Origin of the sequence: Oculatella sp. FACHB-28, from assembly GCF_014696015.1 — a bacterium.
Taxonomy (GTDB): Bacteria; Cyanobacteriota; Cyanobacteriia; order Elainellales; family Elainellaceae; genus JAAUTN01.
The window spans coordinates 1-19,144 of the sequence record NZ_JACJPJ010000029.1 but is presented as its reverse complement, the minus strand read 5'-3'; the positions used below and the strand labels follow the sequence as shown (position 1 = coordinate 19,144).

8 protein-coding genes are annotated in these 19,144 nt (G+C 47.9%); 1 reads left to right on the top strand and 7 read right to left on the bottom strand.

What is annotated here, in order from left to right:
- Positions 1–4 precede the first annotated feature (4 nt).
- The 4 genes from H6F88_RS01775 to H6F88_RS01760 all read right to left on the bottom strand — a co-directional run bounded on the left by H6F88_RS01775 (position 5) and on the right by H6F88_RS01760 (position 12,311).
- Positions 5–2,731: an Ig-like domain-containing protein gene (locus H6F88_RS01775; protein WP_190641034.1), complete on the bottom strand. Its 2,727-nt coding sequence runs from the start codon at positions 2,729–2,731 to the stop codon at positions 5–7.
- 53 nt (positions 2,732–2,784) lie between these two features.
- On the bottom strand, positions 2,785–5,736 hold the full coding sequence (locus tag H6F88_RS33820) for an Ig-like domain-containing protein (protein WP_190641033.1): 2,952 nt from the start codon (positions 5,734–5,736) through the stop codon (positions 2,785–2,787).
- 550 nt (positions 5,737–6,286) lie between these two features.
- Entirely contained in the window at positions 6,287–8,029 is a 1,743-nt protein-coding gene (locus H6F88_RS01765) for a ShlB/FhaC/HecB family hemolysin secretion/activation protein (RefSeq protein WP_242050352.1), read from the bottom strand.
- 91 nt (positions 8,030–8,120) lie between these two features.
- On the bottom strand, positions 8,121–12,311 hold the full coding sequence (locus tag H6F88_RS01760) for a filamentous hemagglutinin N-terminal domain-containing protein (RefSeq protein WP_190641032.1): 4,191 nt from the start codon (positions 12,309–12,311) through the stop codon (positions 8,121–8,123).
- A 187-nt stretch (positions 12,312–12,498) separates the two neighbouring features.
- Here H6F88_RS01760 and H6F88_RS01755 point away from each other — a divergent pair, with 187 nt between their 5' ends.
- Entirely contained in the window at positions 12,499–15,132 is a 2,634-nt protein-coding gene (locus H6F88_RS01755; protein WP_190641031.1) for a CHAT domain-containing protein, read from the top strand.
- Positions 15,133–15,172: 40 nt separating this feature from the next.
- Here the strand turns inward: H6F88_RS01755 and H6F88_RS01750 are convergent, their stop codons facing one another.
- The 3 genes from H6F88_RS01750 to hpsE are packed head-to-tail and all read right to left on the bottom strand — an operon-like array spanning position 15,173 to position 18,592.
- A complete protein-coding gene (locus tag H6F88_RS01750; RefSeq protein ID WP_190641030.1) occupies positions 15,173–16,360 on the bottom strand; it encodes a glycosyltransferase in 1,188 nt (395 codons plus the stop codon).
- A gap of 10 nt (positions 16,361–16,370) precedes the next feature.
- A complete protein-coding gene (locus H6F88_RS01745; protein WP_190641029.1) occupies positions 16,371–17,621 on the bottom strand; it encodes a glycosyltransferase family 4 protein in 1,251 nt (416 codons plus the stop codon).
- Positions 17,618–18,592 carry a hormogonium polysaccharide biosynthesis glycosyltransferase HpsE gene (gene hpsE / locus H6F88_RS01740; protein WP_190641028.1) on the bottom strand — a complete coding sequence of 325 codons (975 nt, stop codon included), beginning with the start codon at positions 18,590–18,592 and terminating at the stop codon, positions 17,618–17,620. Before hpsE ends, H6F88_RS01745 begins: the two co-directional genes overlap by 4 nt.
- Positions 18,593–19,144 lie beyond the last annotated feature (552 nt).

Genomic DNA, 19,144 nt, shown 5'->3' with positions numbered 1-19,144 from the left:
CGCTTTATACAAACCTTAGGTTATGGCTTCTCAAATTCAAGCTTTGCTGATTTTCGATCACAGCGATTAACTCCTGTTGTCCGTCTCCTGTGTGGTAAATTCCCAGTCCTCTACTGTTCGTTGAAGGAGCTGCTCCAATGCGGTAATCATCAGCTTCCCCATGCAGATAAATTCTATCTCCTTGACTGGGGTTGAAGTCTTTAATCAAAGCGTAATCTCTAAGTCCTGCGTCGTTGGCTTTGCCATCGTTGTAGAAGACGTGAGATTTATCTCCTAACTGAAAACGGTCAGCACCTTTGCCTCCAATTAAGATATCTCTCTCGTTTCGTCCTGGAGTTGAGCTTCTTGTTTCTGCTCCTACCAAGACATCATTTCCTCGCCCTCCATCTAAAAAGTCATTTCCCTCGGCACCCCGCAACACATCTGCATTTTTCGGCATTGTTCGAGCGTTTGTAGTGCTTTTACCAGTACCAGTCGGTCGCTGCTTGACGGGGACAAACTGAATGTAGTCGAATCGAGCAAACTCTCCTTTATCCAATCGAGCCGAAATCTCAAAGCGATCGCCTGTCTTGAGCGCGACGGACGAGTGAGTGGTAACCACTGCTTTAGCATCGTGCATAGCAGAGTCAGAGAGCAGGTCTTTATCAAGCTTGAAGTTCTTACGCTGACCCGCAACGGTAACTGTAGCAGAAGACTGACCATCGTTTTCGTCGTAGTAGCCGACTCGGACTTGATAAGTACCTGCTGTACCTCGAAACACACCGTTAGCACTCCCCGAGGTTTCGCCAGTGCTGCGTAGGGAAATGTATCGTTTTGCGGATGCTTGGGAGTTATCCAAGGACTCAACTTTGTAGTTGTTGAGGCTCATTTGCTCTGCTTCATAACGCAGAGTTCTAAGGGGTGTGGGGGACGATGAGGGTTGGGAAGGAGCTGTAGGAGGCTGGGTAGGAGATTGGGGCGCGATCGCCACTCTCACTACTGCTGTAGCGGATGTACCGTTACCCGTGTTGATTTGATAGGTAAAACTATCTCGCCCTGTAATGTTGTTTTTGGGTGTGTAGAGAACGAAGTCGTCGGAGGTATTTTGTAGGGTACCATTGTTGTTGATTTGAATACGACCGCGTGTGGGACGGTTAGCAATATTGAGAGTGAAGGGGCGATCGTTTGGGAGGGAGTCGTTTTCCAGGAGATTGATGCGAACTGGGATGTTTTGACGTGTGGTAGCGGAGTCCGCTCTGGCGATTAGAGAAGGCGTATTAGGAAGAGGGGGCGTACTACCTGGATCTGGGATACTCGGGACGGGGTTGCCTACGACAGGAATGTTGCTGCCCACGTCTCTTAGATCGTTGGGGGCTGGGTCAACCAGTCTGACGTTTGCCGTGACATTCACATCGGTAGAGTCATTTGGATTTTTGGGAGGCCATTGAATGTTGCCGCCGCGATCGCCAAATTGAGTTCCCGTATGGTTCTTGATGTTCCAGTTATTTCCGCCATTGTTTGCGACATTATCAACGAAAACAGAATCCTTAACAGTCGTGGACGAGCCGCCACCCCAGAAGCCTCCACCTTGAAAGCCAGCGTAGTTATCAGAAACGAGAGTATTAACAATATCGACAGGATTAGAGCCATTGGCTAGGGTGATTGCTCCTCCCAGACCTTCTTTCTGATCAGCGCTTTCAGCCCGATTACCCGAAAAGGTGCTGTCAATGATGGTGCCTGGAGACTTTTCTCCTACCCATAAGCCACCACCCTGGTCAAGCGCCTGATTATTTGTAAATGTAGTGTTTTTAATTGTAAATTCAGCATTGCCGAGTCGAAGACCACCGCCAAGAGCATCTCCCTTCGCATCTTCAACGACCTTGTTCTTTGTGATAATTGTGTTTTCAACGATTACTTTGTCTGGAGGATAAGCAAATAGAAAAAGTCCTCCTCCTTGTCCAGCCCCAGTATTACTTTCAAATCGACTACTGCGAATTGTAATGAGACCCCCTTGAGGTCCGGGTGTAGCATTCGGTCCAGAGGCATTGGCTCCATCGGTGTAAATGGCACCTCCATACCCTTTGGTATGAGGGCCCAACGGACCACCTGCGGTTGAGTCATTATTGAGAAAAGTGGAGTTTTCAACCGTGAGTCCGCTTAAAAGACTGTTGATTGCACCACCATTAGTTCCCTTGTTATTGGTAAACTGGCTGTTCTTAACAGTGAGACTGCTTTTGCTCTTGACTGCAATAGCACCGCCACCTCGTTCCCCTTGACCTGATGTGCCATCATTGCCATTAAATGTGCTGTTGAGAATAGTATTGGTGCTGTTGTAACCTGCCCAGATAGCACCGCCACCCTCACCAAAAGAAGCATTATTTTGAAAGGTGCTATTTTCGACAATCAGTTGACCACCGCCAGCGGTGCGGATAGCACCTCCGGCACCTGCTTCTCCCGTACCATTGGCTCTTCCATTGATCAGGGTGAGATTTCGCAGTGTAAAACTTGAACTGGATGCGGTTACATCAAAGATTCGACTGGTGTTATTACCACTAATCTTTACACCTGCAGCACCTGAACCATCAATGGTCAAACCTTTGTTGATTTCAAGCTGCCCGCTGGTGAGGGTAATCGTTTGCCCTGCCAAAGTAGAGCTAAATTTAATGGTATCTCCAGACTGTGCGTTGGCGATCGCCTCTCTCAGAGAACCTGCTCCACTATTGGCGATGCTTGTAACAGTAATAATAGCCATGTTGTTTCTCTCATGAATCATCAACCGGTAAGCACCCTATAACCTCTCAAACCCTATGCAAACTTAAAGCTATTGCTGCTCAAGCTAAGTTGCACCTCTTCTACCACGGCAATTAATTCATCTCGTTCACCCATGGTGTGGAAGATACTTGTTCCTGTGCCCACTCTCGAAGGGGCTGCTCCTAATCGATAGTCCTCTGCTTTGCCGTGTAGGTAAATTTTGTCTCCTTCACTGGCATTGAAGTCCTGAATTCGAGCATAATCTCCTACCCCAGCCCTGTCAGACCTGCCGTCGTTATAGTAAATCTTGGACTGATCGCCCAAGTAGAAGCGGTCTGCGCCTTCTCCACCCACCAGGTCATCCTTCTCGTTGCGTCCTGGATTTGGATCTCTGGCATCTACTCCAATCAGCACATCGTTTCCTGCCTTTCCGTCAAGGGAATCACTGCCCTTGCCACCGTACAGTTTGTTGGGAGCGCTGGAGCCAATCAGAGTGTCGTTGCTCGCTCGACCTTGAATCACTGTTCTGGATGTCTCAGTGCGTCCAGTTACAGGTCTGCTCCTTTGATTTACAGGAACAAACTCGATATAGTCGAATCGAGCGAACTCTCCTTTATCTAATCGAGCCGAAATCTCAAAGCGATCACCTGTTTTCAAAGTGACAGCAGAATGAGTCGTGACTACGGCTTTAGCATCGTGCATGGCAGAGTCAGAGAGCAGGTCTTTGTCAAGCTTGAAGTTCTTACGTTGACCTGCAACCGTCACGCTGGCAGAAGACTGACCATCGTTTTCATCGTAGTAGCCGACTCGGACTTGATAAGTACCTGCTGTACCTCGAAACACACCGTTAGCACTCCCCGAGGTTTCGCCAGTGCTGCGGAGTGAGATGTAGCGGTCTGCTGATGCCCGGGAGCCGTTCAGTCCCTCCACCTTATAGGTGTTGAGGTTCATCTGCTCTGCTTCATAGCGGAGTGTTTTGAGCGCAGGAGTGGGAGCTGAAGGGGGTTGAGGGTTGGGGGTTGGAGTCGGGGCCGCAGGAGGTTGAGGTATCGCAGAAGTTTTGGAACCGATCGTTACTCTCACAACACCTGGATTAGAAGCAGCACCGTCACCCGTGTTGATTTGATAGGTGAAAGAGTCTTTACCTATGGCATTGTTCTTGGGTGTGTAGATGATGAAGTCATCAGTTACATTTCCAGGTGTATTGTTGTCGTACACCTCAACCTTGCCTTGGGTAGGACGTCTGGAGATATTTAAGGTAAGAGGGCGATCGCTTCCTACAGAATCATTAGAGAGCGGATCAATCCGAATTGGAGTATTTTTTGCTGTGGAGATAGTATCTGCTCTGGCAACAAGAGGTAAAGGAGTGCCAGGAGTTGTCGGAGTTCCACCTGTACCGGGAGTTGTCGGAGTTCCACCGGTGCCAGGAGTTACTGGATCGGTAGGAGTCGTTGGAGTTCCGCCCGTACCAGGAGTTGTGGGAGTTCCACCGGTACCAGGAGTTGTGGGAGTTCCACCGGTACCGGGAGTTACCGGATCGGTAGGCGTTGGAGTTCCACCTGTGCCAGGAGTTGTGGGAGTTCCACCTGTGCCAGAGGCAACTCCTATTCCGTTGGTGTTTAAGTCACTTGCGGTGGGTTGAGCTATGGTGATTCGAGCCGTTGCGTTGTAATCATTCCAGTTGTTGGTACGCTTTGGTGGCCACTGAGTATTTCCACCTTTGTCAGTTAATTCACTGCTGGTGTGTTGCTGAATGCCCCAGTTGTTGGTGCCGTTGTCAGCCGTGTTGTTGTAAAAGACAGTGTCTTTTACCGTAACGGGAAACTTATCACTAGCAGAAATACCACCGCCAACCCAGCCTGCTTTGTTGTTAAGAATTTTGGTATCTACAATATCGGTAGGACTGTAGAGAGCCATCGCTCCGCCTACATTGCTGTAGGTTGTCCCCAGAGTTTTGTTGCCTGAGAAAAGACTGCCGTTGATGGTGGTCGGGGAATCCATTGTCCAAAGTCCACCCCCTTGACCAGCGGCAGTATTGTCTGTAAAGGCAGTATCACGGATGGTCAGACCCTTGTTAAGCCCGTTGCTCATCACCACCAGTCCACCGCCATTGCCACCATTGCCGCCATTGGGTAGTGCCAAGACCTCATTTTTCTTGAAATCGGTAGACTCGATAGTGACTTTGTCTTGAGTGCCGGTGTAAAGATAGGCAGCTCCGCCTTCACCTCGTCCCTTATTTCCCTCAAATACGCTGTTTTTGATTTGAATCGTGCCAGATGCCTCATTTGTAGAACTGGCGCGATCGGTATAGACAGCGCCCCCAAAGCCACGCAAGAAGGGATTTGCTTTGCCTGTATCGTATTTGGCAGCAGTCGTATCGTTGTTAGTAAACTTGGAATTTTCGATGGTGAGTTTACCGTTGAGACTGTTGATAGCTCCACCATTGATGCCGCGATTGTTGGTGAACTCACTATTTCGAACTACAAAGTTACCAGAGCTGAGGAAGGCGATCGCCCCCGCCCCTCTTTCATCATTGCCTTGAGTCGCTTGATTCCGGTCAAATTTGCTATTGGTGACCGTTAGATTGGTTTCCCATTCGGTGTAGATTGCGCCACCGCCCTTGTCGGCAACATTATTATTAAAGCGAACACTTTCTACGGTGACATTGCCTTTATGAGCCGCAAGAATGCCACCACCTCGTTCGGCCGTGTAAGCATCGGTAAGCGTCAGGTTCTTGACGGTTAAACTGGTTGGAAAATCTTGATTAGAGTTGACGTAGAAAACGCGGGAAGTCTTGTTGCCGCTGATCGTTAACCCAGCCGCACCAGCACCATCAATGGTTAAATTTTTGCCAGGGCTAATTTCGAGCTGGCTTCTGAGTGTAATTTTTTGCCCTGCCAAGTTGGAGGCAAACTTGATGGTATCTCCTGCTTTAGCGTTGGCGATCGCTTGTCTTAACGAACCTGCACCATCATTTGCGGTACTGCTAACTGTGAGAACAGCCATGATTTTCCTCTTGAGTAACATCAACTGGCAGATGTCCTGAGTTACTCACCGTTGGATCAGATGTTTCAGACTGGAGCAGGCATGAATATTTTTGCAGTGCTAAATACTTTTGCACTACTGATCTTTTGGGGTTTATCTACTAGTAATTGCCAACCCAGTAATTACTGTGATTAAAATTTAAAAGCCCTGGTTATCCTATCTTGATGTATCTCAATACATCTTTTGCGGTAGTAAAATCAGGGGTTCAACTGTATGTTCCTTTTAAGTAAGCTACTGAATGGTTGACAGTCGAAATAACAAACAGAATTCGGTAGATTCCCAAACGTTTTAGTACAGGGACGTTGAATTGCTTGATAAGTTCCACACTTTTAGCAATTTTCAAACATGGTTTCTCAAGAAAATTTCTTAGAAGAAGTTTTTTGGGAGAAACTCATTTCTGGCATTGCTCCATTTAAGTTAACGCCATTTGGTGAGTTAATGACTCACTTTACAAAGTCTTTAATTAGTTTCAGCTTCAAAAGGTACAGTTTTAACCGTGGAATACGCGGATCTACCAGGGGAAATATTGTACGGACAAATAAATACCATTGTCCTGCAAAGAATCACCTTCAGAGTCAACGCCAATCAGCGGTAAGCCATAGTCTACTCGCAGATTTAGCCCGCGTAATGCTTCCCAGCGTAAGCCTAAGCCTGCTCCAACCAAGAAATCGGGGTCAGGGTCGGGGAGGTCGCTGTTCCAAGCATGACCTGCTTCTAGGAAAGGAATTAACTCTAGACGATTGGAGCGATTTAACGGCAGGCGCAGTTCTACTGAAGTCCAGATGGCGTTGTCTGCCACGAGCTGGTTTTGAGCATAGCCCCGAATGGTGTCTTGTCCGCCCAATCCAATTTTCTCTAATGAGAGAAGTGAGTCGGGCGTGAGTTGGGCATTGAGCCGAGCAACCAGGAGCGATCGCCCTTCAATTTGCCGCACCCACTGAAACTGCCCCAGCCACTTAAAAAACTCTGCATCGGTGCCAGTATCGTTAATCGTGGCATCCAATGCATCCAGCCCAATGCTGAACTGAGAACGAGCCGCCAACACCTGAGTTCTGCCCCGGTTCACCCAATCCTGGGAAAACCGCAGCACTGTGACTCTAGACTCACCTTCATCGGCTCCAGCCGAAAACGAAAAAGGAATGTCATCTAAAATGTAAGTTTGGCTGCGGCGCAGGTCAAGCGCCAATCCCAGCGCAAACTCCTCTGTAACGCTACGAGAAAGGGGCTGACGAAATTCTAATGACCAGCTTTCTGCCTCGCTGCGAATGCCTAAGTCTTCAACTGCATCTTCAATGATGCGGCTGTCATTGGTGTTATAGCGCAACGTGAGCGAGCCATCACGAGGGTTTACAGGTAGGGAGTAGCTGATGTCATACAAATCTAAACCACTGGTGCGTCCGTATTGAGCAGAGAGGCGATCGCCAATTCCCATCACATTTGTATAGCTAGCTGCAACCGTGAGTTGAGCAGAACCGATGCTGGTCGGCTGGTAGTTGTTGGTGCCAAGGCTGGCGGTCAGTGGCGGAGCTTCTTGCAAATCAACCTGAAGAATGCTGCGTCCGGGAGCACTGCCTGCGGTTAATTCAGCATTCACCTGACGCAAAAGTGGATCAACCTGAAGCAGTTGTAGAGCGCGTTCCAGGTTTTGTTGGTTGAGCGGTCTACGTCCTGCCAAAGTGAGCCGCGATCGCACGTAACTTGAGTTAAGCTGCTCCAGTCCCTCTACATTAACCGCTTCTAACTCACCTTCTACTACCTGAATTTGCACCACACCATCGGAAAGATCCTGATTGTTGGGCAAAAATGCACTAGAAGTAATGTATCCCTGGCTGGTATAGAGCGCCGTAATTGCAGACCGTAGGGCAATCAACTGATCAAAGGAAACCTCGCGTTCCAACAAAGGTTGAATTAACTGATCAATCTCCTGCTCAAAAATGCTGTTGCCTCGCACTTCAATAGAATTCACCCGAATCTGCACGGGAGCTAAGTTGGGTACCCCCGGCGGCACTGCTGAAGGCGGTTCCAGGATTGGGGAGGGGAGCGAGGTTGGAGGCTCTAGGGGCAGTGGTTCCTCACTGGGCGATCGCGGCGTAATTTGGTCAATGGTGTTTGGAATATCAGATTCAGCCGGGTCAGGGAGGTCATCAGGAAGATTCATAGGCGGGGTCTGGGCGGTCACTCCCAAAGTCATACTCACAGTTAGAGTTAAATAGAGGGCGATCGCCTCCAAAACACCAGAACCTCTCCGCCTCAATGCTCTAATCCACACAGCCCAACAATAAGAACTCAACGAACCCACTATCCTATCACTTCTTATCCCTCACCCTTCCTCCGTCATTCTTCCTCTACTCACACTCCCGACTCAACACCACTCGCCCATCTGCAAGCTGATAGAGGTTTTGAGGTTCCACAACGGGATTGCCAGACTGCCAGACTGTTTCATCAGAAGTCTCCTGGAGGATTGAACGAACCTCTCCCGTTGGATAAGACGGCACGACCGTATCACCCGGACGTTGAGGCAGTCCACCCGTCCCAGTCACCAAAAACGTGCCGCTTTCCTGGCTACGGACGATGCAGCTATTTGCAAGTAGCTGATTGACATTCACAGAGGTGTCAGGCAAATCAGCCAGACTGTTCTGCACTGTGGTCGTGTCAGTGGTGACAATCTGCCCTGACTCCAGTGCGCCTGCCGCGCTTACATCAACCTGGTCATTCCGATCAAAGTCTTCTGCACTGCCAGGAGGATTGGTTTCACTAAAGAAAGTACTTAACGTGATATCTCCACCCCGTGCTTCACTGGAGCGGCTAATAATATCGCTGTCATCAAAGGCAATCACCCCAGTTCCACCGATGGCGATGTTGCCGCCATCACCGCTGCTGTTGGTGGTAATGTCGCTGTCTGCTTCTAGAGTGACAATACCTCGATCCGCCAGTCTGACTTCGCCATTATTTTCTCTAATTGCGTTGATTAGAATGTCTCCACCCGAGGAGTTGAGCGCACTGGTGACAATATCACTGTTGTTTAGACGAAGGCGATCGCTCGTTGTGATAAAGATATCTCCAGCAAACCCACTCCCGTCACTTCGAGCTGTAATGGTTGCCCCATCTATAAGGGTTAGATTGGTGCTATTTGCCGTAATTTGACCGCCTCTGCCCGTTGAGCCAGAACGAGTGTTTGCAAAAATGCCGCTATTGGCTCCTTCATTTGTGATGATGTCGTCAACTTGCTCAAACTGCCCTTCAGAGGTGGGAATAAACTGCTCAACGCGCTGCTGGCGATCGCCAAAATTAGCATCAAATCCAGATAGCTGAATTGAATCGGTGATATTGAGTTGAATACCTCCGGCATTTCCACCATCGCGAGCCGAAGTGACAACCTGCGCTCCACCCGTTACCTCTAACGTGTTGGCATCAATGTAGATATCACCTCCGGGACTGGCATTAAAAGTACTGGCAACTACAATTGCCCCATCTGCAATCTGCAACTCACCAGTATCAATATAGATATCACCTGCCCGTCCCGATGCCCCCCTTTCGGTGAGTGAGGAAAAGCCGCTGGAGAATCCGTTGTTGCTGGTTCCGGTCAGTGTAATTGATTCAGATGCATGAATGCGAAGCGTACCACCACTTCCCTGCCCAGCCGGAATGACATTTCCCTGGCTATTCCGCTGCTGTCGATTGACAAAGGCGCTAATCTGAGAGCCATCTGTTAGGGTAATGGAGCGAGATTCAACTTCAATATCTCCGCCATCTCCAATTCCTCGACTTCCAACTGAACTGGTGATGGAGCTACCGAGGGAAAGCTGAATATCATCAATGGTGATAAACAAATCTCCAGCATCTCCCCGTCCAAACGTGGCAGAACTAATAAACGCTTCATCCGTCATCAAAAGTCGATTGGCGGTGATATCAATTTCACCTCCATCTCCAATCGCCGTTCCGGAGGAATCTACCGCAGAGCTAATTTGGTTTGGAACGATGATGTTGATATCGTCTGCGCTAGGGCCTTGACCTGTCAGGATAATGGTATCACCAATATCAAGCGTGATATTTCCGGCATTACCTTGGTTCTCAGTATCAGCGAGGAGAGCAGAGCCATTTACCAGTTCTAGAGAGCCATCTGTTACGGTGAGAGCGATATCTCCTCCACTCCCAACACCACCTTCGTTCGACACCTCAGAAATGATGATGGAGTTGAGGAAGTGGACGCGATCGCTTGCATAAATCGTGATATCTCCTGCATTGCCACGACCACTCGTCGAGCTAGAAAACTGTGCCCGGTTTGTGATGAACAGTGAACCAGCTGTAACCTCTATCGTGCCACCATCGCCTATAGCATTTTGTTCTACTGTGCTAAAGATGCCAGAAGGAAATATCCCCTCTCTCCTGCCATCAAACGTCACCCTTCCGCCACGAGCATCCACGTTAATGTTTCCAGCATCTCCTCGTCCATAAGTACTGGAGCCAATTTGCGCTCCATTCACCAGGGTGATGGAGTTGGCTGTAATTCCAATATTGCCTCCACTTCCCCGCCCGAATGTTTCAGAAGTGATTCGAGCTGCGTTGAAGGCAATGGAGCCAGTTTGCAACCTGATATTTCCTGCATCACCCAGTGTGCCAGCTCCAACTGAGGTAAACACACCACTGCTAAATCCATTGCGATCTAATCCTCTGGCAGCAAAAACATCCCTCGTGGTAATGGCAATATTACCTGTCCTGCCTTGCGCTCCGGGGGTGTTACTGGTTGAATCTTCTTCACGAAGAATCGACTGAATTTGAGAACCACTCAGCAGAGAAAGTGATTCGGCGTTGATGAAAATATTGCCACCGATACCGACTGCTCCTGCTTCTACATTGCTGTCAATATAAGTTCCATTATTTAGAGTTAGCGGACCATTTTCTACCGTGATAGTGATGTTTCCGGCTCTACGGGTTCGGAATGCGTTAGCGGCGGGATTGACCGAAGCAAAGATGATGCTTCTGTTCCCTAAAGAATCAGCCCCGTTTAGCAAAACACGGTCATTTGCTTGAATGTCAATTCTGCCTGCATTACCCGTTCCATTCGTTGCCGTTGAGATTCGTGAACCACTAGACAAAATGACCTGATCGGTTGACTCAATTAAGATATTTCCAGCACTTCCACGACCGCTTGTTTCAGTCTCTAAGCGAGAAAGATTGGTTAACCGTAAAATATCAGTTGCCCTTATTCGCAGGTTTCCGGCATTACCTTGAGCGAAAATGTTGGTGGATGAAATGGAAGCCCTATCGTCTAACAAAACTCGCCTGGCTTGAATGTTGACATCACCACCATTACCTATACCTACAAATTCATCGTCAGAACCAACTACGCTTGTTATGTTGCTAGCAGCATTATTGGGTGCCCGTCCAGACAGGGAGACGGTATCTGCAATATCTACATTTACATCTCCGGCATCTCCTCGTCCAGCACTGAGAGACCCAATGATAGAACCGTTGATTAGGAAGAGATTTTGACCTGTCACTTGGATATTTCCGCTGCGGCCTGTTGCACCTAAAACACCACTAGCCACCCCGCTTCTGTTAGAGAAGGTAATATCTCCGGTTGCATGAATGGTGATGTCTCCTGCTTGAGCAGCCTCAAACCCTGGTGTAGGGGTTATTCCTGAAATAATATTGCTGTTGTTGGTGAGATTCAAATCATGAGCATTGACTACAAGCTCTCCATCCACCAGTAGTCCGATCGCAGAGCCATTCAACAGAGAAACATCTGCCCTAGCTGTATGGGTTGGAAAGTTCAGCCGAAAGATCCCATTATTAGAATTAATTCCAACGGTTCCCCGTCCGGCAACACCACCAAGTTCTAATCTGTTGCGTAAGGCAGCAATGTTGCTGTTGTTTAATACAATGTCTCCACCTAAAAAGATACCGCTGCGTCCAGGAATCAACAGATCCCGTGCAGTACTTTGAATCGGGGCTGCAGTTAGTTGATTGAAGAAAAATACCGATGGGTTAACCGTTAGGAGTTCAGAAGGCAATTCAGGGTTAGTCGCACTAAAGGAGCCGCGATCGCCAAACCCAATGGCATCGGCTGTCGTGCCAACAAATGAACCCTGTACATTCAAAATGGCATCTGGCCCAAACAGGATACCGTTGGGGTTGATCAAAAACAGGTTGGCATCGTCAAAGTTGAGTGCCGGATCAATTACGCCCACAGTGCCGAGCAGATCAGAAGGATCGCTTCCTGTAATGCGGCTAAAGATGTTTTCTACCCCGTTAGGTGCTTCAAAGTAAATGCCCCGATCTGCTGGCACATTAAATTCTTCAAAACTATGAAATAAGTTGATACCATCGGCAGGACGCGCCCCACCTTGAATGATATCGATTTCAGCGCTAACGGGAGTGACGATGGTGTTGGTGGTGCGATCGCCAGCAGTATTGGGCGTGAGTTCTAGCTGAGCCTCAGCAGAGAGTGGAATGAATGCACCACTCATGATCAGGGTTCCCAGGCTCAACCGTGCCATACAGAGGTTGACCTGTAGTTTACTCACTTGCCACATCTGCAATGTCTCCTAACGTACCGAGAAAGATTTGTAAAAGCGAATTGAAGGTTGCCTGAAGCCAAGATATTCTGACAGTTAATTTCACACAAATTTATTTCTTGTGGGAGTCTTTGAGGTATTTTTTAATACTGGGTTAATAAGTAAGTGAGTGTTGAGCATTAGCGATATTTTTAGGGTTGGATGAATGCGTAGGCTGCTGTTTGTAGGGTTGTTTTGTCTGAGTCTGGTTTTCAGCGTGCTGACCAGCCATCTTGCAGCAGTAGCCAGGGAACCTGCGGTTGATGTAACGGCTCAGGTACAACAAGGCGTGGAGCTTTATCAGCAGGGTGACTTTCAGGGCGCGATCGCCCCCTGGGAGGCAGCTTTAGACTACTACGAACAGCACCCGAACTTAGCTGACGAAGCAACTGTACTGGAGAATTTAGCCCGTGCTCACCAGTCCTTGGGGCAGGCAACAGAGGCGATCGCCCTCTGGCAGAATGTGATCGACCATTACGGTGAGCTTCAGCCCAGCCCGTCGGCTCAGCGATCCGAATATGTGCAGCAGTTAGGGCGATCGCTCACCGAGCAGGCGCAGATCTATAGCCGCATTGGGCAGTCGCGCAAAGCCGTTACGCTGCTGTGTGGCAGTTTTGATGGGCAGAGTAGCTGTGTGGAGGGCAGTGCGCTGGCGATCGCCCAAACTTCAGCGGACCCGTTAGGCGAAACGGCAGCGCTAGGCAGCTTGGGGCAGGCACACCGACTCATGGGAGACTATGACCTCGCCAGGGAATATCTTGATGCAGCTTTAGCCATTGCTCAGCAGGCAGATAATCCACTGCTGGAAGCTTCAATTCATGCGGATTTGGGGGCAACGGCTGCAAGTCAGGCGGTGGTGCGCTATCGCCAGTATGCTGCAGCAGAGTTGCTGGGCGATACGGACAGAGCCTTGGATTTGAGGAATGAGGGACAAACCTTTGACCAGATGGCTTTACAACAGTTTCAGCAAAGTTTATCTCGCCCAACCCTACCGCTGAATCAACTGCGGGTGCTGCTGGCGGCAATTCCAGCCTACGATCGCACCGGATCGACGACCGCTGCTCAACAGTCTCGCCAGCAGGCAGAAGCTTTGCTTAACCAGCTTCCTGATATGCAGGAGAAAGCACTAGCAGCAATTGACCTGGCGCTGTTACAGGTACCTGCAACGGTTGATCAGCCACGACCCAGCAACCAGTGTGCTGCGGAGGAAGCGCTCGCCCCCACCGAGGCACTGCTACAGCAAGCGATTCAAATTGCTGAGCAAATTGGCGATCGGCGATCGCAGTCCTTTGCATTAGGCGCTTTGGGACGGCTCTATGAATGCCAGGGGCGTATAGCTGAAGCGCTCAGGCAAACCCAACAGGCACGGGCAGCAGCCGAATATGATTTTGACAGTCGCTATCTGTGGGAATGGCAGGCAGGGCGCATTCTGCAAGCGCAAAACCAGGCTGACGCTGCAATTCAGGCATATGAGCAGTCGGTTACAACACTAGAAACGATCCGAGATGACATTCTGATTGCTAGTCGAGACGTGCAGTTTGACTTTCGCGATGCGATCGAGCCAATTTACCGCCAACTGATGAGCCTGCGGCTCAAGCAAAGCCCACCCTCGACCCTGTTTCCTGCTTTGCCCGAGGATCAGCCTAACGATCTGAGTCGTGTCCTGACCACGCTCGACTCACTCAAACTGGCAGAACTGCAAAATTACTTTGGCAATGACTGTGTATTGATAGCCCGTAACCTGGACTTGACGGAGCCAGAACAACTGTTGACCCGAGGCGATCGCGCTGCCCTATTAAGTACGGTAATTCTGGATGACCAAACCGCTATCATCTTGACGCTACCGGATAGTCGCCAGCAGTACGAATGGATTCCGCTCTCTCGTCCAGAAATTACCACCGCTGTTAATGACTACCGCTTGGGGTTAGAAACTGCCTTTCGTCGCTACAACTTAGAGCCAGCTCAAAGACTCTATGAGCAGTTGATTCGCCCGTTTGAAGCAACCCTGGCAACTGCCCAGGTTGAAACACTGGTGTTTGTGCAAGATGACATTTTACGCAGTGTCCCAATGGCTGCTCTGCACGACGGGGAAAAGTTTTTGATTCAACGGTATGCGATCGCCTACACTCCCAGCCTGCAACTCACCGACCTGAACCCGCTCGATCGAGAAAACCTGCGAGCATTAGCTGCCGGACTTACGATGGAAACTCCTGCAAATAGCGAAGCTGGCTTCTACGCTGCCCTGAGCAATGTAGATCAGGAAATTTCCGCAATCAAAGCAGAGCTACCCGAAAGCGTCACCCTAACCAATTCAGACTTTCGCCTGGAGCGGATTGAGGAAAACCTGACTTCGGCAGAGTTTCCAATTCTACATATCGCCACTCATGGTGAGTTTGGCACCGAGCCAGAAGATACCTTCTTGGTAACGGGTGATGTGCCCGATAATAAACTCACCTTGACCAATCTAGATCGACTGCTGAGACAAGTAGAAAGCGATCGCCCCGTTGAGCTCCTGGTACTAACCGCTTGCACCACTGCCGTAGGAGACAACCGCGCTGCGCTGGGACTAGCGGGAGCCGCAGCCCAAGCAGGCGTTCGTAGTGTGTTAGCTTCCCTCTGGTTTGTGAATGACCAGGCAACCGCCGACCTGGTCGAAACCTTTTACGCTAACCTGAAAATTCCGCAGTCCAGCAAAGCAGAGGCACTTCAACAAGCGCAAACCAGGCTAATTGAAACAGGAGAAGAATTTTCTCATCCTGCTTACTGGGCACCCTTTGTATTGATTGGCAGTTGGCTCTAGCACCAAGTATTTGCGGCAGAACTCATCCCTCTAGTTCAACCTATCTACGACTGTAATACTCCAAAGCAGCTTGAGAATAACAGGTTTCTAACTTGGCAGTATTGTGCTTCAAATTAAACTGTTGCTCTACTCGATTACGAGCGGCGATCGCAAATTGGTTGTGCAACTCTCGGTTCTGCAACAAAATCAGGATATTTTGTGCCAAAGTTTGCCAATCTTTTTCAGCAGATAAAAATCCTGTTTCGGCATGGGCGATCGCTTCTGGAATGCCCGCATGAAATGAGCTAACAACCGGTAACTGCATCGCCATCGCTTCTAAAACAACGATTGGCAACCCCTCAGATTCTCCAGTCTCTGTGGTCAAACTGGGAGCACACAACACCGACGCTCGATTCATCCACTCTCGCACTACTGTAGACGGTTGCACTCCCAAAAATCGATAGCGTTTCAACGTGTTTTTTGCTAACTCTTCTAACCTGGATTTCAAAGGTCCGTTGCCAATCATGACTAACTCTACCTCAGGCATAACAGCTTGCACTCGACTCATCGCTTGAATCAAATACTGACAGCCTTTCTTTTCAACAAATCGTCCCACAAACAGCACTACAGATTCTCGTTCGACCCTTGAGTTGGGAACAAATTGATCAATGTCAATGCCGATGTAATGAACTTGAATTTTGTCAGCTGGATATCCTTTAGCAATAAGCTGTGAGCGAATAAAATCAGAAACCGCAATGCCACAGTGAGCGTTTTGAAACAGGCGATCGCGCCTTCTTGCATACAGCTCGCGGAAAAATTTGCCGCGCTGTTTGAAAAAATTAGATGCGAATGTGAGATTAGGGCTAAGTTGAATATCCGCAGTTGCAAAGTAGCCATGAAATGTGACTATCAGCGGAATCTGCAGCCGTTGTGCAAGTGGTAAGGCGAATACTCCATCTAACCCAAAGTGAGCATGAATTAAGTGAGGAGAAAGTTCCTTCAAAGCATTCAACCAGCCGGGATGAATGACCCCTGCCAGTTTAAAGGCTGTTTTCCATACTGCTGGAGATGACACGAAATCACTTAAAACAATGCTCTTCTCAACAGGAATTAATGCATCTGCTTGTGTCGTTCGGGTTGTTCCTACATAAACCCCTCGGTAGGTTGAGTAGTGCTCAACCTGCGCTGGAATAAAGGTTTCAGAGTAAGGCAACAACTCATCGCGATAGACAACAACGGGAGTTGACATAGCTCATCCTTTAACTAGAGCGCTGGCTCGACTTCGTTGCACTTAGCGCTCCTACTTGTGAACATAAGTTCTGAAATGCAGTTAAAAAGCGAGCTTGATTGTGGGTTTGCTCAACCCATTCCCGTCCTGCCTTACCCAATTGAGTTCGTAGTTCTGAGTCCTTAAGCAGTCGGTTTAAGCCGTCAATAAAGGCTGACAACCCTTCCATGCCTGAGCCATCCCAACGTCCTGTATAAATCCCAAAACGGGATACAACAGTCTCAGGATCTTGACAGCTTAAAATTGGGGTTTCGCATATCAGGGCTTCCAAAAAACTTACTGCCAATCCTTCATGAATGGAGGTATTAATTAAAGCCCAAGCTGACAAAAGAAGTTTGTTTTTTTCATCGCCATCCACATGTCCCATAAACTTAATGTTGCTTGGTAGGTTTTCTGCTTCCCAAGCCCCTCGGCCTTTGAAATGTGCTTTTCCTAAAAATATAAACTCTACTTCTGGGAAGTGATGGGCAAGCTCTGTAAACATCCACGGGCGTTTATAAGGATCAAGCCGAGCTAGGAAGACAACAGTAGGGCGATCGCTCTTCTCGATCTGTCCAGGATCAAGGTCAATAATGTTTGGTAGAAAGTGAACTTTAGATGGCTTTACGCCATAGGTTCCAGGGACTTTGGCATCTAGGAAAGAAGCGGTAGTAGCAAATTTCACTGGGCGATTAAACCATTTAGAACCTTGCACAACTTGAGCTAACGATGTGCAATCGATAGGATCAATTCCTTTAGGGCGAATATCCTCTGCACCTGGAATTTTCAAGGTATTAATTTTATCAACATCTTCTGGAGGTCTGGGATCACGGACCCAGACCAAGATAGGAGTAAGTGGTAGTGCCCAGAAAATAGAGCGATAACTCGGTCGGTAGTCGATCGCCAATAGGCAATCAAACTGTTCAGCCCATAGCCGTTGACAATATGCAAGACGGTTTCGTTGTCGCAATATTAATCGGCTACCATGAATCAACCGTTCTGGTTGCCCAGGTGTTTCGTACAACTCGCCTGCTAGGAATACGACTTCAACTCCAAGGTCAGGATTTGTATTAAAGCAAGTAGAAACTTGACGGGTTGCCCAACCAAACCCACCCATTCTGCTAGTTGACAGATCAAAGAATTCGTTAGCAACAACTCCTAATTTGAATTTCTTTTTTCGCTTACTCTGAAAAGAAATGGAATTTATGTTAGGAATGGTCTGGTATTGAATCTGTGATGTCATGACGAATGGATTCCTTTCCCTAAAAAATACTTTTTACAGGCATGGAATGGGCTAATAAAGCTGCTCAGAAATAGTTCCATTTCACAAGCTAAAACTATGTCTGTGATTAGCTGTCTACGATATTTGGCAACGTGTAAAACAACCTTTAACAAGTCATTCGTCATGTATAACGGCAATATTAGGGGTCGCTGCCAAAAACTCCATCCCAACATACGGGTGTAATAGCGACTGAAGCCAATTCCTCGAAAGAATTGGATCAAATAATCCTTTTCAAAACGATGCTTAGGAATTTGGTGATAAATGTGCATTTCTGGGTTAAACCAAACTTCCCAACCTGCTCTACTGAGATAAAGTAATGCTTCAATATCTTCTCCTTTAGCAGACAGAGAATTTCCCACTGGTCCTTTCAAACTTAAATTTTCAGGAACGTTTTCGAGCCAGGCTGTCTTCCGAATAACTAACCCTGCTCCTGGGGGTAAAACTTTTTTATTAGGATATTTTGAAGTAAAACAAATGACTTCTCGCCGTTCAATAACCGGGAAAAAATGAGCAATCCGTCCAAAGTTATGAGGTGGTTCAACTTCAAAACTTCCATGAATTTGCCCTCCATATGCTCCTGCCTTGGGATACGATTGAGCAAATGTATAAGCATTCTTAACCCAGTCTAAAGCAGGAACATTATCATCATCTAGAAAGCCAATTAATTCTCCTTGAGCCTCTTGAATGCTTCGTCTCCGCGCAAATGAAGCACCTTGTTTAAGTTCAACAACATATCTCAACGGACATGATGAAGTCCAATTAGCTTGATGATCTTGAACAGTTTTAGCAGTATGATCCGTGCTATTATTATCTACTACTACGACTTCCCATTGAATACCTTCAGTTCCGATTTGCGATCGCAATCGATCTAAAATCAGAGACAGTAAATCCGCTCGGTTGTACGTTCTAATTGCAACAGTAAAGTCAACCATTTATCCCCTCGTAGATTTACAGCAAGAACCCTTGAGCGAAACTGTTGATTAAATGTGAAATAATCAACAGCTTGCTCACTCTGCTAAGCTCTATTGGATGGTTTATAAATCGAAGATGGCTATTATTACAGGGGATATTGTCCTCAACAGGAATTAAAAGAATTTACTGCGCCAGTTGTAGTTGAAGACTTTGAAAGATATCACTGTTGTAACCTAAAACAGATTTATCATCTATTCTAAAGCTAAAAATCGTTGAAATTTATGATTCTTTTATGGAAGTTTACTGAAACCTTATCTTATTCAAACTAGAACGCCTCAAATTGTATCGTTTCTTACAGTCTAAACTGTAGAAACATTAGGCGCGTTGTGAGACTAATAATAGACTTCCTGCACGAATATAAAGTGAGTGTGACAGTTGAGGATCGCAGCGAAGCAAGATAGCTTCTGAATAGAAGCTAATGTCAGAAGCAGATATGCGATATAACGAGTTGGAGCATCTATCGAAGCGCCACTTTAAGCGCTTGTGTGGGGTCAACCGTGAAACGTTTAGCG

Bases quoted from the DNA above. Each gene is read 5' to 3' on its own strand.
- H6F88_RS01745 (WP_190641029.1), bottom strand. From the start codon at position 17,621: ATGACATCACAGATTCAATACCAGACCATTCCTAACATAAATTCCATT.
- H6F88_RS01760 (WP_190641032.1), bottom strand. From the start codon at position 12,311: ATGTGGCAAGTGAGTAAACTACAGGTCAACCTCTGTATGGCACGGTTG.
- hpsE (WP_190641028.1), bottom strand. From the start codon at position 18,592: ATGGTTGACTTTACTGTTGCAATTAGAACGTACAACCGAGCGGATTTA.
- H6F88_RS01755 (WP_190641031.1), top strand. From the start codon at position 12,499: ATGCGTAGGCTGCTGTTTGTAGGGTTGTTTTGTCTGAGTCTGGTTTTC.
- H6F88_RS01775 (WP_190641034.1), bottom strand. From the start codon at position 2,731: ATGGCTATTATTACTGTTACAAGCATCGCCAATAGTGGAGCAGGTTCT.
- H6F88_RS01750 (WP_190641030.1), bottom strand. From the start codon at position 16,360: ATGTCAACTCCCGTTGTTGTCTATCGCGATGAGTTGTTGCCTTACTCT.
- H6F88_RS33820 (WP_190641033.1), bottom strand. From the start codon at position 5,736: ATGGCTGTTCTCACAGTTAGCAGTACCGCAAATGATGGTGCAGGTTCG.